16 protein-coding genes are annotated in these 19,088 nt (G+C 67.4%); 8 read left to right on the top strand and 8 right to left on the bottom strand.

The window, feature by feature from the left end; genetic code table 11:
- Nucleotides 1-6 precede the first annotated feature (6 nt).
- The 4 genes from JL37_RS24075 (at nt 7) to JL37_RS24060 (ending at nt 3,773) form a co-directional block, all read left to right on the top strand.
- Nucleotides 7-1,011, top strand: a complete 1,005-nt coding sequence (locus JL37_RS24075) for an acyl-CoA dehydrogenase family protein (RefSeq protein WP_043547473.1) — start codon at nt 7-9, stop codon at nt 1,009-1,011.
- Nucleotides 1,008-2,219, top strand: coding sequence for a CaiB/BaiF CoA-transferase family protein (locus JL37_RS24070; protein WP_043547472.1), 1,212 nt, complete (start codon nt 1,008-1,010; stop codon nt 2,217-2,219). The genes JL37_RS24075 and JL37_RS24070 overlap by 4 nt, the downstream gene beginning before the upstream one ends.
- 78 nt (nt 2,220-2,297) lie before the next feature.
- Nucleotides 2,298-3,203: a LysR family transcriptional regulator gene (locus tag JL37_RS24065; RefSeq protein ID WP_043547471.1), complete on the top strand. Its 906-nt coding sequence runs from the start codon at nt 2,298-2,300 to the stop codon at nt 3,201-3,203.
- Nucleotides 3,204-3,332: 129 nt separating this feature from the next.
- A complete protein-coding gene (locus tag JL37_RS24060) occupies nt 3,333-3,773 on the top strand; it encodes a CBS domain-containing protein (protein WP_043547470.1) in 441 nt (146 codons plus the stop codon).
- A gap of 48 nt (nt 3,774-3,821) precedes the next feature.
- Here JL37_RS24060 and JL37_RS24055 read toward each other — a convergent pair whose 3' ends face one another.
- Complete coding sequence (locus JL37_RS24055; RefSeq protein ID WP_043547468.1) at nt 3,822-4,586, bottom strand: TSUP family transporter; 765 nt, start codon at nt 4,584-4,586, stop codon at nt 3,822-3,824.
- A 273-nt stretch (nt 4,587-4,859) separates the two neighbouring features.
- Between JL37_RS24055 and JL37_RS24050 the strand changes: the two genes are divergently transcribed.
- The 4 genes from JL37_RS24050 (at nt 4,860) to JL37_RS24035 (ending at nt 10,205) form a co-directional block, all read left to right on the top strand.
- Nucleotides 4,860-5,744, top strand: a complete 885-nt coding sequence (locus JL37_RS24050; protein ID WP_043547466.1) for an FxLYD domain-containing protein — start codon at nt 4,860-4,862, stop codon at nt 5,742-5,744.
- Nucleotides 5,734-6,633, top strand: a complete 900-nt coding sequence (locus tag JL37_RS24045; protein WP_043547465.1) for an FxLYD domain-containing protein — start codon at nt 5,734-5,736, stop codon at nt 6,631-6,633. Before JL37_RS24050 ends, JL37_RS24045 begins: the two co-directional genes overlap by 11 nt.
- Before the next feature lie 185 nt (nt 6,634-6,818).
- A complete protein-coding gene (acnB, locus tag JL37_RS24040; protein WP_043547464.1) occupies nt 6,819-9,410 on the top strand; it encodes a bifunctional aconitate hydratase 2/2-methylisocitrate dehydratase in 2,592 nt (863 codons plus the stop codon).
- Nucleotides 9,411-9,608: 198 nt separating this feature from the next.
- A complete protein-coding gene (locus JL37_RS24035; protein ID WP_043547463.1) occupies nt 9,609-10,205 on the top strand; it encodes a lipoprotein in 597 nt (198 codons plus the stop codon).
- Between the two features lie 13 nt (nt 10,206-10,218).
- Here the strand turns inward: JL37_RS24035 and JL37_RS24030 are convergent, their stop codons facing one another.
- The 7 genes from JL37_RS24030 to JL37_RS24000 form a co-directional block, all read right to left on the bottom strand.
- Nucleotides 10,219-12,438, bottom strand: a complete 2,220-nt coding sequence (locus JL37_RS24030) for a TonB-dependent siderophore receptor (RefSeq protein ID WP_043547462.1) — start codon at nt 12,436-12,438, stop codon at nt 10,219-10,221.
- A gap of 500 nt (nt 12,439-12,938) precedes the next feature.
- Nucleotides 12,939-14,447 (bottom strand): M81 family metallopeptidase, encoded by a 1,509-nt coding sequence (locus JL37_RS24025; protein ID WP_043547461.1) that lies wholly within the window; start codon nt 14,445-14,447, stop codon nt 12,939-12,941.
- Nucleotides 14,444-15,727 carry a Zn-dependent hydrolase gene (locus tag JL37_RS24020; RefSeq protein WP_043547460.1) on the bottom strand — a complete coding sequence of 428 codons (1,284 nt, stop codon included), beginning with the start codon at nt 15,725-15,727 and terminating at the stop codon, nt 14,444-14,446. The genes JL37_RS24025 and JL37_RS24020 overlap by 4 nt, the downstream gene beginning before the upstream one ends.
- Nucleotides 15,728-15,744: 17 nt before the next feature.
- Nucleotides 15,745-16,443 carry an ABC transporter ATP-binding protein gene (locus tag JL37_RS24015; protein ID WP_043547459.1) on the bottom strand — a complete coding sequence of 233 codons (699 nt, stop codon included), beginning with the start codon at nt 16,441-16,443 and terminating at the stop codon, nt 15,745-15,747.
- On the bottom strand, nt 16,440-17,219 hold the full coding sequence (locus JL37_RS24010) for an ABC transporter ATP-binding protein (protein WP_043547458.1): 780 nt from the start codon (nt 17,217-17,219) through the stop codon (nt 16,440-16,442). Before JL37_RS24010 ends, JL37_RS24015 begins: the two co-directional genes overlap by 4 nt.
- Nucleotides 17,216-18,205: a branched-chain amino acid ABC transporter permease gene (locus JL37_RS24005; protein ID WP_043547457.1), complete on the bottom strand. Its 990-nt coding sequence runs from the start codon at nt 18,203-18,205 to the stop codon at nt 17,216-17,218. The genes JL37_RS24010 and JL37_RS24005 overlap by 4 nt, the downstream gene beginning before the upstream one ends.
- Nucleotides 18,205-19,062, bottom strand: coding sequence for a branched-chain amino acid ABC transporter permease (locus tag JL37_RS24000; RefSeq protein WP_043547456.1), 858 nt, complete (start codon nt 19,060-19,062; stop codon nt 18,205-18,207). Before JL37_RS24000 ends, JL37_RS24005 begins: the two co-directional genes overlap by 1 nt.
- Nucleotides 19,063-19,088: the final 26 nt, after the last annotated feature.

Raw genomic sequence — 19,088 nt, 5'->3', positions numbered from 1 at the left:
ACTGTCATGGACAACATTTTTGGCGACGCCGCCGAACGCCTCTTCGCGCAAACCTGCACGGCCGACGTCATCCGCCGCGCCGAACAGGGGCAACGGCCCGCCGAGGCCTGGCAGGCTTGCGAAGAAGCCGGTTTCGGCGACGCGCTGGTGCCGCAAGAGAACGGCGGCGCGGGGCTGGACCTGGCCGAGGCGCTGCCCATCGTGCTGGCGGCCGGCCGCCATCTTTGCCCCTACCCCGTCGCCCATACCCTGCTGGCGCGCGCCTGGCTTTGCCGCGCGCAACGTCCGCAACCTACGGGTTCCATCGCCCTGGCGCCGCAAGGCCTCGCGCTTCGCGAGGGGCGCCTGCACGGGACGAACGTGCCTTGGGTGCGGACCGCGGACTACGTGCTGGCCGAAGCCGGCGGGCAGACGTGGCTGCTGCCCACCCAGGCCGCCTGCATCGATCCCAATGGCGTGCATGGCAACCTGGCCGCCGAAGCCTCATGGGCGTTGGCGGACGCCGAAAGCGTGGAGAACGGCGCGCCCTTGGACGTGCTGGCCGCTGCCGCCTACGCGGGCCTGATCGCGGGCGCGCTGGAGCGGGTGCTGGCCATGACGCTGGACTACGCCAACCAGCGTTCGCAGTTCGGCAAGCCCATTGGGCGGTTCCAGGCGGTGCAGCAACAGATCAGCGTGATGGCCGAACAGGTGTGGGCCGCCCGCATGGCGGCGCAGTTGGCATTCCAGGGCGGCGAGGGCCAACCCGCCCCGCTGCTGGCCGCGACCGGCAAGGCGCGCGCCAGCCAGGCAGCGCCGCTGGTGGCCGACATCGCGCACGCGGTGCACGGCGCGATCGGCATCACCGAAGAATACGACCTGCAACTCTATACCCGGCGGCTGCGCGAATGGCGGCTGGCCGGCGGATCGGAAACCCATTGGCACGAACGCATAGGCGCGCACGCCCTCTCCAGCGGCAGCGACGCGCTGTCGTACCTGCGCGGCGCGCTCCAAGGCAAGGAAGCGGCATGAGCGCAGGGCCCGGCAACGAACAGCCGCTGGCCGGCATCCGCGTGCTCGACCTGAGCCGCGTGCTGGCCGGCCCCTGGTGCACGCAGACCCTGGCCGACCTGGGCGCCGAGGTCTGGAAGATCGAAGCCCCCGGACAGGGCGACGATACCCGCAGTTGGTCCCCGCCCGACGTCGGCGGCGAGTCCACCTATTTCCTGTGCGCCAACCGCAGCAAGGAATCCGTCGCCGTCAACCTGAAGCACCCGGAAGGCCAGCGCATCGTGCGCGACCTGGCCCGGCAGGCCGACGTGCTGGTCGAAAACTACCGGCTGGGCGCGCTGGACGCCTTCGGACTCGGCTACGAGGACCTGGCCGCCATCAACCCCGGCCTGGTCTATTGCTCCATCAGCGGCTACGGCCGCAGCGGGCCGCGCGCGGCCGAGCCAGGCTACGACTTCGTGATCCAGGCCGAAAGCGGGCTGATGTCGATCACGGGAGAGCCTGGCGGCGCGCCGATGAAACTGGGCGTGGCGATCACCGACCTGGTCACCGGCATGAACGGCGTGCAGGCGATTTTGGCCGCGCTGCTGGCGCGAGCGCGCAACGGCCGCGGCCAGCACATCGACCTGGCGTTGCTGGACGGCGCGGTGAGCGTGCTGGCCAACGTCGGCTCCGGCTATCTCGCGGCGGGCAAGGCGCCCGCGCGCCTGGGCAACGGGCATCCCACCGTGGTGCCCTATCAAATATTCGGTACGCGCGACGGGTCCTTCGCCCTGGCGGTGGGCAACGATGCGCAGTTCGCCCGTCTCTGCTCCCTGCTCGGGCATCCCGAATGGAGCGCCGACCCGGACTACGCGACCAACCGGGCCCGGGTGCTGAACCGCGGCCGCCTCATCCCGCTGCTGGAAGCGCTGTTCGCCGCCGAGGGCACGGCGCACTGGCTGGCCCGCGTGCGCGCCGCGGGCATCCCCGCGGGCGCGGTGCGCCAAGTGGAGGAAGCCCTGGACGCGCCCGAGATCGCGGCGCGGGGATTGATCGCGGACACGGTCGACGCCCGACACGGCACGCTGCGCCTGCTGCGCTCGCCCTTGCATCTGCGGGGCACGCCGCCGCGCGAGCCCGCCGCCCCGCCGCGCCTGGGCGAACATACCGACGCGGTGCTGGCGCGCGCGCTGGCGCTGGACGACACGACCCTGGCCGCCCTGCGCAGCCACGGCGCGATCGCCTGATAGCGAAGGGATAGCACCAATGCGGGAGGCGATATGCAAGCCGTATCATGTGGGCCTAGCTCCATCCGGACCGCCCTCATGGATTTCCGTCATCTGCAGCAGTTCCTCGTCCTGGCCGAGACGCTGAACTTCCATCGCGCGGCCGAAAAGCTGCACATGTCGCAGCCGCCCCTGTCCGTGTCGATACGCAAGCTCGAAGAGATGGTGGGCGTGCAGCTGTTCATCCGCGGGCGCCAGGGCGTGAGGCTGACCGAAGCCGGACTGGCGGCGCTGGACGAAGCGCGGCGCGCCCTGTTCCATGCCGAGCAGTTCCGGCAGGCGGCGCGCGCGGGCGCCGCCGGCGAAGGCGGCACGGTGCGCATCGGCTTCGTCGGGTCGGCGACCCACGGCGTGCTGCCGCGCATCCTGCCGCCGTTCCGCCAACGCTACCCGGGCGTCACGGTGGTGCTGCGCGAAGCCACGTCGATACGCATCATGCAGGAGCTCGAGGAAGACACGCTGGAGGTCGGCATCGTCCGCGTGCCGGTAGCAATGGGATCCAACGTGCGGCTGGCGCCGCTCACGACCGAGAACTTCGCGCTTGCCATACCCAAGACCCATCCGCTGGCGCGGTGCGGCCGCATCCGGCTGAAGGACCTGGCGGACGAAGCCTTCATCATGTACACCGCCACCGAGGCGGCTGGCCTGCGCATGGCCGCGATCAACGCCTGCCAGCTGCGCGGCTTCACGCCCCGCATCACGCAGGAAGCGGTCCAGGTGCAAACGCTGTTGAGCCTGGTCGAAAGCGGGCTGGGAGTCGCGCTGGTGCCCGCCGGCGGCCGGCGCCATCCGGGCACCAACGTCGTCTACAAGACGCTGGCCGACTTTCCCGCCGATGCCTCGATCGGCATTTCGCTGGCCTGGAATCCCGCCACGGAACGCAGCGCCACCCGCAATCTGCGCGAAATGGCCAGCCAGGCCTTCCGGGACAAGGCCGCGAAATAGGCGCGGGCCTTGCGGCAACCGGGCCGGCAGGCTTAGGATGGAGCATGGCCACGCCGCAGCGGTTGCCCCAAGGCTCGCGCTATGGCGCCGGACCGAGGTTCGACTTCACCAGCGATTCGGGAGCACATCGTGAAGACAGTTGCTGAGCTTCTCAGGGAAAAGGCCAACCATTCCGTCGTGACGGTCTCGCCGGACGCGTCGGTCTTCGATGCCATCAGTATCATGGCGGAACGCAGCATCGGCGCGGTCGTGGTCGTCCAGGGCGACTCCGTGCTGGGCATGCTGACCGAGCGCGATTACGCCCGCAAGATCGTCCTGCAGGACCGCTCGTCGCGAACCACGAAAGTCCGCGACATCATGACCGACTCGGTCTACTACGTCAGCCGCACGGACACCCGCGAGCACTGCATGGCCATGATGACGGAACGGCACTTCCGGCATCTGCCCGTCATAGAAGACGGCAAGCTGATCGGGCTGCTGTCCATCGGCGACCTGGTCAAGGACGTCATGAGCGAGCAGAAGTTCATCATCCACGAACTCGAACGCTACATCACCGGCGAACGCGGCTGACGCCGCCGCCGTCAACGCGTGGAGCCTGCCCGAACGGCAGGCTCGCCGCTATCCCGCCGCCAGCGACTTGAACGCCGGCACGATCAGCCCCAGCCCGGCTGCCAGCAGCAGCACGAACACCATGCGCTTGACGGTCTTCATCGAATCGGCGGTGGCATAGCGGCGCGCCACCCAGGTCACACCGATCACGATCGGCAGCGCCAGCACGCTCAGCCAGAAAGACGAGGCCATGAATGCGCCCTGTCCCGTCACCAGCGCCAGACGCACGACGGCGTTGAGCGAGAAAAGAATCAGAAGGCTGTTGCGGATGGCCGCCAGCGGCAAGGGCTGGCGGTACAGGTGATAGACCATCGGAGGGCCGGCGCTGGAAAACAGCCCGCCCAGTACGCCGGACACTGCGCCGAAGAAGAGGAACGACTTGCGCGACGAGACGCGCGCCAGCGGTTGCGCTCGCGCCACCAGCAGGACGGCGCAGCCCAGGATGGTAACGCCCAGCAGCAGCTGCAACAGAACGGTCATCGAACCGCTGATCCAGGCCAGGGCGGAAACGCCCACCCCCACGCCCACCAGGCTGCTGACCATGGCGGGCCGGATCAGCGACCAGTTCACCTGCGGCTTTGCGCGCGCCAGCGTCACCGTGGCGTTCACCAAAGACAGCACGCTGACCACATTGGCCACTTCGGACACCGACGCCAATTGGAAAACGCCCGACAGGCCGAGCAGCACCAGGCCGAACGCGAAGCCCGTCATCGTCTGCGCATAGGTGGCGAGCGCCACGCAGGCGAGAAACAGCAAATATTGGGAAATACTCATGCTTAGGGGAAGAGCCTGACCTGCCTCGGCTCTGCCCGGAGCCGCGCATGGGGCGCGGCGTGGGAGCGGATCGACGGGGAACGGCGTGCTGGAGTCTACGTTTTCTCGGCGGCGATCATAGCATCGGCCCGCCGCCCCGCCCGGCCTTCGCGGCGTGGCGTCGCAGCTTCACTCATAATTTGTCACAAATAGATGCGCTCATGCACCCCGCCCGCAGCGGGGTCCCGCTATCCTTTGCCGCCCTGCAACCCCGCTGCGCCCCGCCCCGCGCCAATGACGCCCCGACAGACCACGATCAACACGGTGACCCTGACCTGCTCCACCTGCGGCAGCGCCCAGTTCACCAAGCTGGACACCAATGAATACCGCTGCAGCCACTGCCATGCGGTGACGCTGGTCGAAGACAACGTCGCCCAGCGCCTCGAGAAGATCCTGCGCGGCATGCAGCAGCCGGCCCCGCCCGCGCGGCCCGGTCCCGGCGTCCTGGCGGCGATCGCCATCACGGTCGCCGCCGCCATCGCGGTCCCGGTGGTGATCTCGCTGCTGGGCTCGAACAGCCGCAGCGTATCGCGCCAGCCGCCGCTGCCCCCTCCCATCGACGCCTCGCTGGTCAAGCTGACCGACGTGCGCGAAGTGCAGACGCGCAGCCGCCGTCAACTCGTCCTGATCGTGCGCAACGAGACCGGCAAGAAAATCGACATGCCGCGGGTCACCGCCTCCTTCTTCCAGGGGGAGCTCTCGCTGTCGTCCTCGTCGGGGTCCGCGCCGGCGCGCTCGCTGCAGCCAGGCGAATACTCGCCCATGACGATCTCCGTCCCGGACAAGTCCTACACGCGCTACGCGCTGCAGGTGTCGCAACCCACCCTGGCCCGCGGCAAGAACAACGACATCGCCGCCAGCAAGGTCCAGCTGGTGCGCAACGACGGAACCTACCGCCTGGTGGGCCTGCTGAAGAACAATGGAGCCGGGGAGGCCAACAGCAGCCAGGTCACGGTGATGCTCTACGGCGACGACGGCGCGCTGATCGGCATCGGCAACGGCTACGGCTCGGCCAGCACGCTGGCGCCCGGCGCGCTCACCGCCTTCGACGTGCGGTGCGAAATGCTGGCCGAAGCCGAGGTCGCCTCCTACGATTACATGGTGCAAAGTGAACGCTAACCGCTCCGACAACTCGAAGCGCCTGTCGAGGCCGGCCGCCGCCGGGCTGGCGCTGATCATGCTTGCCGCCGGCGGCTACGCCTTGTGGAAGCACACCAGCATCCTGCCCTGGAGCGCGCGCTCCGCGGCCCAGCCCGCGCCTGCGGCCGCGGCCGCGCCTCCCAAGGACGACGCCCCGCCCAGCCGCATCGTGCGCGTCAGCCCCGCCAACGTGCGCGTGATCGATCACGTGCGCCTGAGCACCGAGGAACTGCTGGACCCGGAATTCGCGCTGTTCGACCCGGCGGCGCTGAAGCTGTCGGCGCCTCGCCGGCTGCTCGACGAAATCGAGCGCCCGGTGCTGTACGCGGAACTGGTCAATACCAGCGACCAGTATGTCGCCCTCTCGCCGAAGGCGGCAATCACGGTATTCGATGGTTCCCGCGCGCTGGACCTGAGACAGGATTGGAGCCTGCCCTCCCATCTCTACCCCGGCGAACGGGTGCCGGTGGCACTGACCGGGCGCGTCGACCGCTACACCGAAGTCAAGACCGACTGGCTCCCTGCCAAGCGCGCCGCCCTGCCCGGCCCGCGGCCCAAGCTGGCCGTCTCGGTGGAGAACACCGAAGCCAATGTGGGCACGGGCACCCTGAACTTCACCTACCGCTACCGCTACAAGTACGTGACCGTCCATGGACGCGTGCGCAACGACAGCGCCGCCGAAGTCGAAGGCGTCAAGGCCTGGGTGAGCCTGTACGACGCCCAGGACAAGCTGTCCGGCGCGGCCTTCCAGGAACTCCGGCTTCCCAAGCTCAAGCCGGGCGAGAGCGCCCCCTTCCAGGTGAATGTGAAACAGCATGGCGGGAATTTCGCCCGGGTGGAAATAGTCTACGACGCGAACACGCGCTAGCCTCCGCCAGCCCTGCCCGCATGCCGCCCCTTCCTCCTTGCGGCCGTCCAGGCGGCGTCGTCCTTAAGCAACAGCTATGCTTTCAGGTCTTATATAAGATATAAGACATTTGCTTGGCTCCCCCTCTTCCCTCTACAATTCGGGGCAACAACCCTTCTTCCAACCCGACTTTGAGCAGGCCTCACATGCTGGATAACTACCGCCAACACGTTGCCGAACGCGCGGCCCTGGGGATTCCCCCGCTGCCCCTTACGGCCAAACAAACCGCCGAACTGATCGAACTGCTGAAGAATCCGCCCGCTGGCGAAGAGCAGAACCTGGTCGAGCTGCTGACCCATCGCGTGCCGGCCGGCGTGGACGACGCCGCCAAGGTCAAGGCCTCGTACCTGGCCGCCGTGGCGCTGGGCAAGGAAGCTTGTGCGCTGATCAGCCGCGCCAAAGCCACCGAACTGCTCGGCACGATGCTGGGCGGCTACAACATTGGCCCGCTGATCGAACTTCTGGACGACGCTGAAATCGGCACCATCGCCGCCGATGCGCTGAAGAAGACCCTGCTGATGTTCGACGCCTTCCACGACGTGAAGGAAAAGGCCGACAAGGGCAACGCCAACGCGAAATCCGTCCTGCAAAGCTGGGCCGACGCCGAATGGTTCACCAGCCGTCCGGAACTGCCGGAAAGCCTGACGATCACCGTTTTCAAGGTGCCGGGCGAAACCAACACCGACGATCTGTCGCCGGCTCCCGACGCCACCACCCGCCCCGACATCCCGATGCACGCCCTGGCGATGCTCAAGAACAAGCGTGAAGGCGCCGCGTTCCAGCCGGAGGAAGACGGCAAGCGCGGCCCCGTGAAGTTCATCGAATCGCTGAAGGAAAAGGGCCACCTGGTCGCCTACGTCGGCGACGTGGTCGGCACGGGCTCCTCGCGCAAGTCGGCCACCAACTCGGTGCTGTGGTTCACCGGCGAAGACATCCCCTTCGTGCCGAACAAGCGTTTCGGCGGCGTGTGCCTGGGCAGCAAGATCGCCCCGATCTTCTACAACACCATGGAAGACGCGGGCGCCCTGCCCATCGAACTGGACGTCTCCAAGATGGAAATGGGCGACGTGGTCGAACTGCGTCCCTACGACGGCAAGGCCATCAAGAACGGCGAAGTCATCGCTGAATTCGAAGTCAAGTCCGACGTGCTGTTCGACGAAGTGCGCGCCGGCGGCCGCATTCCGCTGATCATCGGCCGCGGCCTGACCGCCAAGGCTCGCGAAGCCCTGGGCCTGGCCCCGTCGACGCTGTTCCGCCTGCCCAAGGATCCCGCCGATTCGGGCAAGGGCTACACGCTGGCCCAGAAGATGGTCGGCCGCGCCTGCGGCCTGCCGGAAGGCAAGGGCGTGCGCCCGGGCACCTACTGCGAACCCAAGATGACCTCGGTGGGCAGCCAGGACACCACCGGCCCCATGACCCGCGACGAGCTCAAGGACCTGGCCTGCCTGGGCTTCTCGGCCGACCTGGTGATGCAGTCGTTCTGCCACACCGCCGCCTACCCCAAGCCCGTGGACGTGAAGACGCACCACACGCTGCCGGAATTCATCAGCACCCGCGGCGGCGTGTCGCTGCGCCCGGGCGACGGCGTGATCCACTCGTGGCTGAACCGCATGCTGCTGCCCGACACCGTCGGCACCGGCGGCGACTCGCATACCCGCTTCCCCATCGGCATCTCGTTCCCGGCCGGCTCGGGCCTGGTGGCCTTCGCCGCCGCCACGGGCGTGATGCCGCTGGACATGCCGGAATCGGTGCTGGTCCGCTTCAAGGGCAAGATGCAGCCCGGCGTCACGCTGCGCGATCTGGTCAACGCCATCCCGCTGTACGCCATCAAGCAAGGCCTGCTGACCGTGGCCAAGCAAGGCAAGAAGAACATCTTCTCCGGCCGCATCCTGGAAATCGAAGGCCTGCCTGACCTGAAGGTCGAACAAGCCTTCGAACTGTCGGACGCTTCCGCCGAACGTTCGGCCGCCGGCTGCTCGGTGCGCCTGAACAAGGAACCGATCATCGAATACATCAACAGCAACATCGTGATGCTGAAGTGGATGATCGCCAATGGCTATGAAGACGAGCGCACGCTGGGCCGCCGCATCAAGGCAATGGAAGCCTGGCTCGCCGATCCCAAGCTGCTGGAGCCGGACGCCGACGCCGAATACGCCGCCGTCATCGAAATCGACCTGGCCGACGTGCATGAGCCCATCGTGGCCTGCCCGAACGACCCGGACGACGTGAAGACCCTGTCCGACGTGGCCGGCGCCACGATCGACGAAGTGTTCATCGGCAGCTGCATGACGAACATCGGCCACTTCCGCGCAGCCTCCAAGCTGCTGGAAGGCAAGCGCGACATCCCGGTGAAGCTGTGGGTGGCCCCGCCGACCAAGATGGACGCCACGCAACTGACCGAGGAAGGCCACTACGGCGTGTTCGGCACGGCCGGCGCCCGCACTGAAATGCCGGGCTGCTCGCTGTGCATGGGCAACCAGGCGCAGGTCCGCGAAGGCGCGACCGTCATGTCGACCAGCACCCGCAACTTCCCGAACCGCCTGGGCAAGAACACCAACGTGTACCTGGGTTCGGCCGAACTGGCCGCCATCTGCTCGAAACTGGGCCGCATCCCGACCAAGGACGAGTACATGGCCGACATGGGCGTCATCAACAAGAGCGGCGACCAGATCTACCAGTACCTGAACTTCGACAAGATCGCCGACTACAAGGACGTAGCCGACGTCATCGAACTCTAAGCGGCAAGCGGGCCACGCCCGCGTCCGCCAGGCCCTGGCCTGCAGAACAGCCCCGGAGCGATCCGGGGCTGTTTTTTTTGCCCCACGCCCGCCGCGCTGCGACGGACGATACGTTTCAATACAATCGCGGTAACCATTGACACACGTCCGCCAAGGCCGGGACCGCCCCGGCCGCGCGACCAGGAGGAAGACCCGCCAATGACCCGGCTTTTGCTGCCCCCGCTGCTGCTGGCGCTCGCCGGCTGCGCCACCGCGCCGCCGTCCAATCCCGAGAACATTTGCGCCATCTTCCGCGAAAAGCCGGACTGGCACGACGCCGCGCTGAAAGTGCAGAAAAAATGGGGCGCGCCGGTACCCGTGCCCATGGCCATGATGTACCAGGAATCCTCGTTCAAGCAGGACGCGGTGCCGCCCCGCTACTACTTCCTGGGCATCATCCCGTGGGGCCGGGTCAGCTCCGCCTATGGCTACGCGCAGGCCAAGGACGAAACCTGGGCCGACTACAAGAAGGAAGCCGGCGGCTGGGGAGCCAGCCGCGACGACTTCGCCGACGCCTTGGATTTCATGGGCTGGTATATGAACAAATCCCAGCGCCTGAACGGCATCTCGAAATGGGATGCCTACGGCCAGTACCTGAACTACCACGAGGGCTGGACGGGTTACCGCAACCGCAGCTATGACCGCAAGGCCTGGCTCAAGACCGTGTCGCAGAAGGTGCAGGCGCGCGCCGAAAAGTTCAGCGCGCAGTACAAGAGCTGCGAGGCCAGCCTGACGCGCGGCGGCTGGTTCTGGTGACGCCCTCCGGGGCTTAGAAGTCCATGCTCGCGCTCAGCGAGAATGTGCGCGGGCCGCCCAGCACCAGGTAGCCGTTGCCGGGATACCCGCCCACCGAGGACCAGTAGTTGCGGTTGGCGATGTTGTCCACGCGCGCCCGCAGGGTCAGCACGTGGCCGTCCACGTCCATCATGTAGCGCAGGCCGGCGTCGAAGCGGGTCCAGCCGGGCACCTTGAGCGTGTTGGCGTCATCCGCGTAGGAAGAGCCGGTGTAGACCACGCGGCCGTCCACGGCCAGGCCGGGAACGCCGGGGATGTCCCATTCCACGCCAAGGTTGGCCTGGAAGCGCGGCACGCCGATCACGCGGTTGCCGTTGATGGCGGGATCGCCGGTGGAGCGCTGCTCTGCGTCCAGCCAGGTCAGCCCGCCCAGCAGCCGCACGTTCCTCACGGGTTCGCCGTACAGCGTGAATTCGGCGCCCTGGTGGCGGTCCTTGCCCGAGGTGGTCAGCTCATTGCTGGCGTTGTACATGGCGCGCGGCTTGTCCGTGGAGAACAGCGCCAGGCCGGCGCCCAGTCCGTCGGACTCGTATTTGACGCCGATTTCCTTCTGCTTGGAGACAAAGGGCGGCAGGCTCTCGCCCACGTTGGGCACCGGCTTGCCGCCGGCCACCGCGGGCGCGGTGGGCCCCGCGACCAGCGCCTCGATGTAGTTCGCGTAGAGCGAAACGCTGGGCGCCACCTTGACGACGATGCCGGCCGCGGGCGAATTGTGGCTGGCGTCGTAGGCGCCGTTTTCCTTGCCGGTGTTGTACGCGTAATCGCGCTGCGACAGGCGCTGGTGGCGGATGCCGGCCGTGAGCAGCACCTTGTCGTCCAGGAAGGACAGCGTGTCGCCGATGGCATAGCTGCTCAGGCGGGTGCGGCCCTGGAGCGCCGGGTTGTCCAGGTCGTTGCCGCGCAGCGCGCTCGCGCTGAACGCCGGCTTGTCGTAGGAAACCGGGTCGTAGATGTTGGTGGCGAACGTGTTCTGCCAGTCCATCACATAGGCGTTCTTTTTCTTCAGGTCGAAGAACGACGCCGACACGACGAATTCATGGCCCACCGGGCCGGTGCGCGCCTTGCCGCGCAGGCCCAGCTCGCCGGTGTTCACGCTGTCCTCGCGCGTGTTGTCGAAACGATAGAAGGTGCCGTCGCCCGTGCTGCCGTTGGTCAGCGTGACATTGCCCAGCGAGTTGGCTTCGTCGCTGCGGCGCATGCCGAAGGCCGCATAGGCCGTCAGCTTGTCGTTGAAGTCGTGCTCGGCGCGCACGGTGCCGAACAGGTCGCGCTCGTTGGAGTAGGACCACGGCTGCGCGTAGTTGGAGCTGGCGTCCGGCGCGTCGGGAACGGTGGTGACGCCGGGGCCCAGCGTGACGTTGGGCCGCGCGCGCTTGAGCTTGTTTTCCTGCCAGCCGATGTCGGCGGACAGCCGCGTGTCGGCCGAGCGCCAGTCCAGGCCCAGCGACACCAGGCTGGTGCGGGAGTGCTCGTCGTCGATGCCGGTGTCGCCGCTGCGTTGCGCCGCGTTGAAGCGGATGCCCGTGCTGCCGTCCGGGCCGAAACGGCGGGCGATGTCGGTGGACAGCTGAAATTGGCCGCCGCTGGACACGCCGGTGGTGACACGGGTGAGCGGTTCGTTCGGCGCGCGCTTGGGCACCAGGTTGATCACGCCGCCGATGCCGCCGCCGCCGGGCGCGGCGCCGGTCAGGAAGGTCGACGCGCCGCGCAGCACTTCCACGCGTTCGAACAGCTCGGTGGCGATGTATTGGCGCGGCAGGAGGCTGTACAGGCCGTTGTAGGCCACATCGTCCGAGCCCAGGATGAAGCCGCGGATGAAATACGACTCCTGGAAATTGCCGAAGCCACGCGCCACGCGCACGCCGGCGTCGTTCTGCAACACGTCGCCGACGCTGCGCGCCTGGCGGTCCTGGATCAGCTCGTTGGTATAACTGGTGATGCTGAACGGCGTGTCCATGATGTCCTGCGTGCCGAACAGGCCAATGCGGCCGCCACGCGCAACCTGCCCGCCCGCGAACGGCTCGGCCAATCCGCCCGCCGACGCGTCCGCGCTGGCTTCGACGGTGATGGCATCCATCGATACGACAGAGCCTTGGCCGGCAGTGCTGGAGGCCGGTGGCGCGGCGTTCTGTGCGTGGATGGGAAGGCACCACGGCATCGCGGCCACCACATAGGCTAGGGTCTTGATTTTCATGTCGGAATTTCCGTCTGCGCGGATGATGTTCGGGAATCTGCGGAATCCCGAGGGGCGGATGCGCCGTGCTGGGCGCCACTGGAGCTTCAATACTTCCGTCGCATAATACAAATAAACGAAATCATTCTCATTATTTGTTTGAGATGCTGAACATGTGAATGTTGCCCTGAGGCAACGGCCCTAAAAACGCGCTAGTGTCTGACACCCGGGTGGCGGCAGAGCAGATTGAAGGCCGTCTCGTAGGGGTGTCAGACACTGAACCCCCAGGCAGGTGCGTGACACCTACACCAAGGTCAGGTGTCTGACACCCTCGAAGATAACGTAGCCTCGCCCGTGTCTGACACTCGTACGAGACGTTGCCACGGCTTGCAGAGGTGGTCACGGGTGCAGACACCCTCCTCCCGTGTCTGACACCCGGGTGGCGGCAAAGCAAATTGAAGGCCATTTCGTACGGGTGTCAGACACTGAACCGAGTCAGGTGTCAGACACCCTGCCTACCTTTAGACCGGCGGCTGGCTGGGGTCGTAGTCGGCCGCGGCCAGCGGCTCCAGCGGGAAATGCGGGCCGGCGCGCTTGCGGAAATCGAAAAGCGACCAGTCGGAGCTGGTGACGCCGGGGCTGTCGCATTCCACCAGCGCCGAGGAAATCGGCACGAACACCGGCCGGCAGTACATGCGCGACTTGACCAGGATGTACCGCGCCTGCGCTGGCTCCACCCCCAGGCTGCGGAATACGCCCAGGTCCCAGGGCTCGTGGGTGCGCTCGGTGATGACGAGGCGCGCCTGCCCGATGTCGAGCACCGCGCTGCGGCCCATGCAGGCCAGCTGGCCGGTATAGGTGGGCCCGGTGATGACGTATTCGCCATTGGTGAGCGCGCTTACGGTGCCGCGCAGCGTGACCGGCCGGGCAGGCCGGCCGATGCTGTCGATGGGCATTTTGTTGCCCACCGGCAGCTCCACTTCGGCGCCCACGCCGGCCCGCGTGAGCGTGTCGACGGCCTCGGGATCGCAATACAGCCCCGCCACGATGCCATCCAGCCCCGCGTCCACGGCGGCCATCAGCACGTCCATCGTGTCGCAGGTGCCGCCGCTCATGCAGTTGTCGCCGTGATCCAGCAGCAGCACGGGCTTGTCGGCGCCGTCTGCCAATTGGCGCGCCCGCGCCAGGGACTGCGCCAGCGGTTCGCTCTCATAGAGAAAGCCTTCGCGTTGCGCCCAGATTGCCTCCGCCATCTCGCTTGCGATGCGCTCGGCGGCGTCCTGGCTGCCGTCGGCCACCGCCACCACGCTCAGGCAGGGATGAGGAATGTCGGCCAACCCGAAACCCGCCAGTACGGACACCCCCAGCGCGCCGCCCGCCTCGGCCCGCCTTGCGGCCTCCACGGCTTCGCGCATGGCCCCTTCTCCCGTGTTGCTGCGCAGCGTATGCGAGACCAGCGGCAGCCGGCGCCAGGCGATGAAGGGCGCTATGCGCCCGTCGATGCTGTCGAAGAGCAGCCGGCCCGCATGTTCGCCGGTTTCGTACATATCGATGTGCGGGTAGGTCTTGAAACTGATGATGACGTCGGCATTGGCGACCATCTTGGACGTGACGTTGCCGTGCAGGTCCAGCGCCACCGCGATGGGAACGCCGGGAGCCGCGCGGCGGACCCGCTCCAGCAGGTCCCCTTCTCCGTCATCCGTGCTTTCCACCGCCATCGCGCCATGCAGGTCGAGCAGGATGGCGCCGCAGCCAGGCGCGGCCGCGACAATGCGTTCGCAAATGGTTTCGTAGGCGCCGGCGGCCACGCGGCCGCTGGGATAGGCGGTGGCCGAAACGGGGGTGACCAGTTCCGCGCCGCGCGCCTCGGCCAGGTCGATGAACGCCGACATCGCGGTGCGCATGCCGTGGTTCTCGGCATAGGCGTCGGCATCATAGGTGGGACCGTCCAACCCGAACGAGGACAGCGGCGTGGGCACCGGCGAGAAGGTGTTGGTCTCGTGATTCATGCGGGCGATGAGCACTTTCATGCCGGGTCTCCTTCGGGAAACTGGATCCGGCCGCAGCAGCGCAGCATCGCGTGCAGCAGCACATTGCAGCCGGCCTCCAGGTGCTCCGGCCGCGCGTCTTCGATCTCGTTGTGGCTGATGCCGTCCTTGCACGGCACGAAGATCATGGCGGTGGGCGCCACCCGGGCCATGTAGACCGCGTCGTGGCCCGCGCCGCTGATCACGTCCAGCGAGTCCAGCCCCAGCGTGCGGGCGCCGTCACGGACCGCCTGCACCAGCCGGGGCTCGAAAGGCTGCGGGGGGAAATACACGACTTCCTTGCGCTCGATGTCGAAGCGGCCGGGCTCGGCGAGCTCACCGCACACCTTCTCCAGGGCGACCGCCATCCTGTCCAGCGTGGCGTCGTCGGCCGCGCGCAGGTCCACGGTCAACGCCACCCGCCCCGGGATCACATTGCGCGAATTCGGGAAGCCGTCGATGCAGCCCACCGTGGCGCGCCCGTGCGGCGCATGGTCCAGCGCGATGCGATTGACTTCCAGCACCAACCGGGAGGCCGTCACCAGCGCGTCGCGGCGCAGCTCCATCGGGGTGGGTCCGGCATGCGCCTCCTGGCCGGTGACGGCGATGTCGTACCAGCGCTGTCCCAGCGCGCCCTGCACCGCGCCGATGGTGATGCCCCGGGCCTCCAGGATGGGCCCCTGCTCGATGTGCGCTTCGAAGTAGGCGGCCGCCGCGCGCGGCTTCACCGGCTCGGGGCCTGCGTAGCCGATGGCGCGCAGCGCATCGTCCACGCTGACGCCGTCGCGGTCCGTCGCGGCCAGGGCGTGCTCCAGCGTGAAGGCGCCGGCGTAGACCCCCGATCCCATCATCACGGGAACGAAGCGCGAACCTTCCTCGTTGGTCCACACCACAACTTCCAGCGGAGCCTCGGTGACGATGCCCCGCTGCTCCAGCGTGCGCAGGACCTCGATGCCCGCGAGCACTCCGTAGTTGCCGTCGAACTTGCCGCCGGTGGGCTGGGTGTCGATGTGGCTGCCCGTCATGACGGCGGGCAGGTCGTCCCGCAGGCCCGGCCGGCGCATGAAGATATTGCCGATGGCGTCCACGCGCACGCTGCAGCCCAGTTCCCGGGCCCAGGCGCAGACCAGGTCGCGCCCCTGCCGGTCCAGGTCGGTCAGCGCCAGGCGGCACACGCCGCCCTTGTCGGTCCCGCCGATGCGGGCCAGTTCCATCAGCGATTCCCAGAGACGGTTTCCGTCGATACGGATGCCGCTGACGGCGTCCAGTGCATTCATTTCCATGGTTTGCTTCCTTGGTCTCAGACGCCAACGCCCAGATAGCGGTCCTTCACGTCCTCGTCCGCCATGAAGGCGGCGTTACTTCCTTCGTAGACAATGGCGCCCTGCTCGATGATGAAATGGTGATCGGCCAGCTGGGTGCAGACCTCGAGGTTCTGCTCCACCAGCAGGATGGTGACACCGGCCCGCTTGATGGACTGGATCTGCGCCACGATCTCTTCGACGATCACGGGCGCAAGGCCTTCGACCGGCTCGTCCAGCATCAGCACGCGCGGATGGTTCATGAGCGCGCGGCCAATGGCCAGCATCTGCTGTTCGCCGCCCGAGAGTTGGCCGCCGCCGTTGCGGCGCCGCTCTTTCAGCCGCGGAAAAATGCGGTAGATGTCTTCCAGTTGCCACGGCGAATCGCGGCGCATGCCCAGTTTCAGGTTCTCTTCGACCGTCAGCAGCTTGAAGATGCCGCGGTGCTCGGGCACCAGGCAGACGCCCATGGCGGCGATCTTGTGGGCCGGCAGGCCGGCGATGTCGCGGCCGCCGAAGCGCACCGCGCCGGCCTTGGGCGCGATCACTCCGGCGATGGTCTTGAGCGTGGTCGACTTGCCCGCGCCGTTGCGGCCGAGCAGCGTGACCACCGTCCCCTGCTGCAGCGCCAGCGACACGCCTTGCAAGATATGGCTTTTGCCGTAATAGCTGTGTACGGCATCGACGTGCAGGATCATGCGCGGCCTCCGGTGATCATGTTGCCCAGGTACGCGGCGCGCACCCGTTCGTCGCTGCGGATCGCGTCGGGCGGCCCCTCGACCAGCACCTTGCCCTGCTGCATCACCGTGATGGTGTCGGAGATGTCCATGACGATATTCATGTTGTGCTCGATGAGCACCACGGTGTGATCGTCGCGCAGGCTGCGGATCAGGCGCTTCATTTCGTCCAGGTCGTCCACCCCCATGCCGGACGTCGGCTCGTCCAGGAAGATCGCGCGGGGCCGGGCAGCCAGCGCCATGCCGACCTCCAGGCGCCGCTGCTGGCCGTGCGACAGCGCGCCCGCGGCGACGTGGGCCAGCCGCGGCAGCCCCAGGCGCTCCAGCGCCGCGTCGACGACCTCGCGCTGCGCCCGCGCCCCCGTCGGCGGGTGCCAGCAATCGAAGGCGCCCGCGCGGTGCGCGCCCTGGGCCGCCAGGCGCAGGTTCTCGCGCACCGACAGATTGGCGAACAGGCTGGTCACCTGGAAAGAACGGGCGATGCCGCGCTGCACGCGCTGGTAGTCGGCCTCCTGCGTGACGTCCTGGCCGTCGAAGGTAATGCTGCCTTCGCTGGTGCGCAGCGTGCCCGTGAGAATATGGAACAGCGTGGTCTTGCCCGCGCCATTGGGGCCGATCACCGAATGCACGGTGCGCGGCCGAACCTGCAGGTCCACCCCGTGCAGGGCCACGAATTTGCCGAAGCGCTTGACGATGCCGCGCGCCTGCAGGAGCGGCGTGGAAGTGGCTTGATTCATGCGCTCTTCTCCTCGGCGGCGGATTCGGCGCCGCCCGACCGGCGCCGCAGCGCCAGCCAGATGCGTTCGCCCAGGCCCCACAGCCCCTTCTGCATGAACAGGCTGACGGCGATCAGCAGGAAGCCCAGAAGCATCAGCCAGCGCGGCCAGAGCGTGGAAAGCCAATCCGCGAACAACACATAGAACGCCGCGCCCAGCACCGAGGCGAACAGATTGCCCGTGCCGCCGATCACCGTCATCACCAGGATCATCTCGCTGCTGTGGTATTCGATGCTGGACAGCGGCGCGATGCCCGTCATCATGGCCAGGAAAGCCCCCGCCAGCGCCGTGACGGCTCCGGAAATGGCGAATGCCGCCAGCTTGAACAGGCGCACGTTGTAGCCGACCGCCGTGGCGCGCGCCTCGTTGTCGCGGATCGCGAGCAGCGTGCGGCCGAAGACGGAATTGGTCACGCGCAGCAACAGCCAGAACACGCCGAGGAAGCAGGCGGCCACGAAGGCATAGAACCTCCATGGGGAGTCCAGCGCCAGCAGCTCCATCCCTGCCACCGAGAGCGGCGGCCGCGGCACGTCCAGCAGGCCGTTGTCGCCTCCCGTCAGGTCCGGCAGGCTATAGGCCAGGAAGTAGAACATCTGCGCGAAGGCCAGCGTCAGCATCACGAAATAGGTGCCGCGCTGGCGGATCGCGAACCAGCCGACCAGCGTGGCCGCCAGCGCCCCGACCACCATCGCGGCCAACAGCGCCAGCGGCATCGGCAGGCCGGTGCGCGTCAGCAGGAGGCCGACGGCATAGCTGCCCAGGCCGAAAAAGATGCCCTGGCCGAACGACAGCAGGCCGGTAAAGCCCAGCAGCAGGTTGCAGCCCACCACCGCCAGGGCGTAGATCAATACTTCCGAGGCGAGCGATCCCGACTGCATGCATAGCGGCAACAGCAGCACCACGGCCAGCGCCAGCAGCAGTTGGGCGTGCGATTTCAAGCGCGTCATCATCCTCTCCCCATCAGGCCGTGGGGACGCAGCAGCAGCACCGCAGCCATCGCCACATAGATCATCAGCCGCGCGCCCTCCGGCCACAGCGTGCTCATCACGCTCTGCACCACCCCGATCAGCAGGCCGCCGACCAGCGCGCCGAAGAAGCTGCCCATGCCGCCCACCACCACGATGACGAAGGCGATGCCCAGCGCCTCGACGCCCATGAAGGGCTCCACGCCGCGGATCGGCGCGGCCAGCACGCCGGCCAGCGCCGCGGTGGCCGCCCCCAGCGCGAACACCAGGCTGAACATGCGGAACACGTTGATGCCCAGCATGGACACCATTTCGGTGGACTCGCTGCCGGCGCGCACGGCGCTGCCCAGCCGCGTGCCTTCGAGCACGTACCAGAGCAGGAGCGAGAAAACGGCGGTGAATCCGATCACGAAGAGGCGGTACTTGGGATAGATGAAGCTGCCCCACATGACCACGCCCTGCAGCGAGGCGGGCGCGGCCACGTTGTCCCCGATCGGCCCCCACACCACGATGACCAGCTCCTGCAGCACCAGGGCCAGGCCCACGGTGATCAGGATATGGAACTCATGCGCCTGCGCATAGACGTGGCGCAGCACCACCTTCTCTACCGCCCAGGCGCAGGCGCCCACCAGCAGCGGCACGACGGCCAGCGCCAGCCAGAAGTCCATGCCCCATTGGATGGCCTGGAAGCAGAAGTAGGCCCCCAGCAGATAAAACGCCCCATGGGCGAAGTTCACGAAACGCAACAGACCGAAGACGATGGACAGACCGACTGCCAGCAGGAAGTACAGCATGCCCACCCCGATCCCATTGATGACCTGGAGCAGATAGACGTTCATGGGGATGCCCGATGGAGGAAACGAAA

Source organism: Achromobacter sp. RTa (genome assembly GCF_000757485.1).
GTDB lineage: Bacteria > Pseudomonadota > Gammaproteobacteria > Burkholderiales > Burkholderiaceae_B > Achromobacter.
Note: the sequence above shows the minus strand (reverse complement) of the source record. Positions and strands in the feature narration are given on the sequence as shown.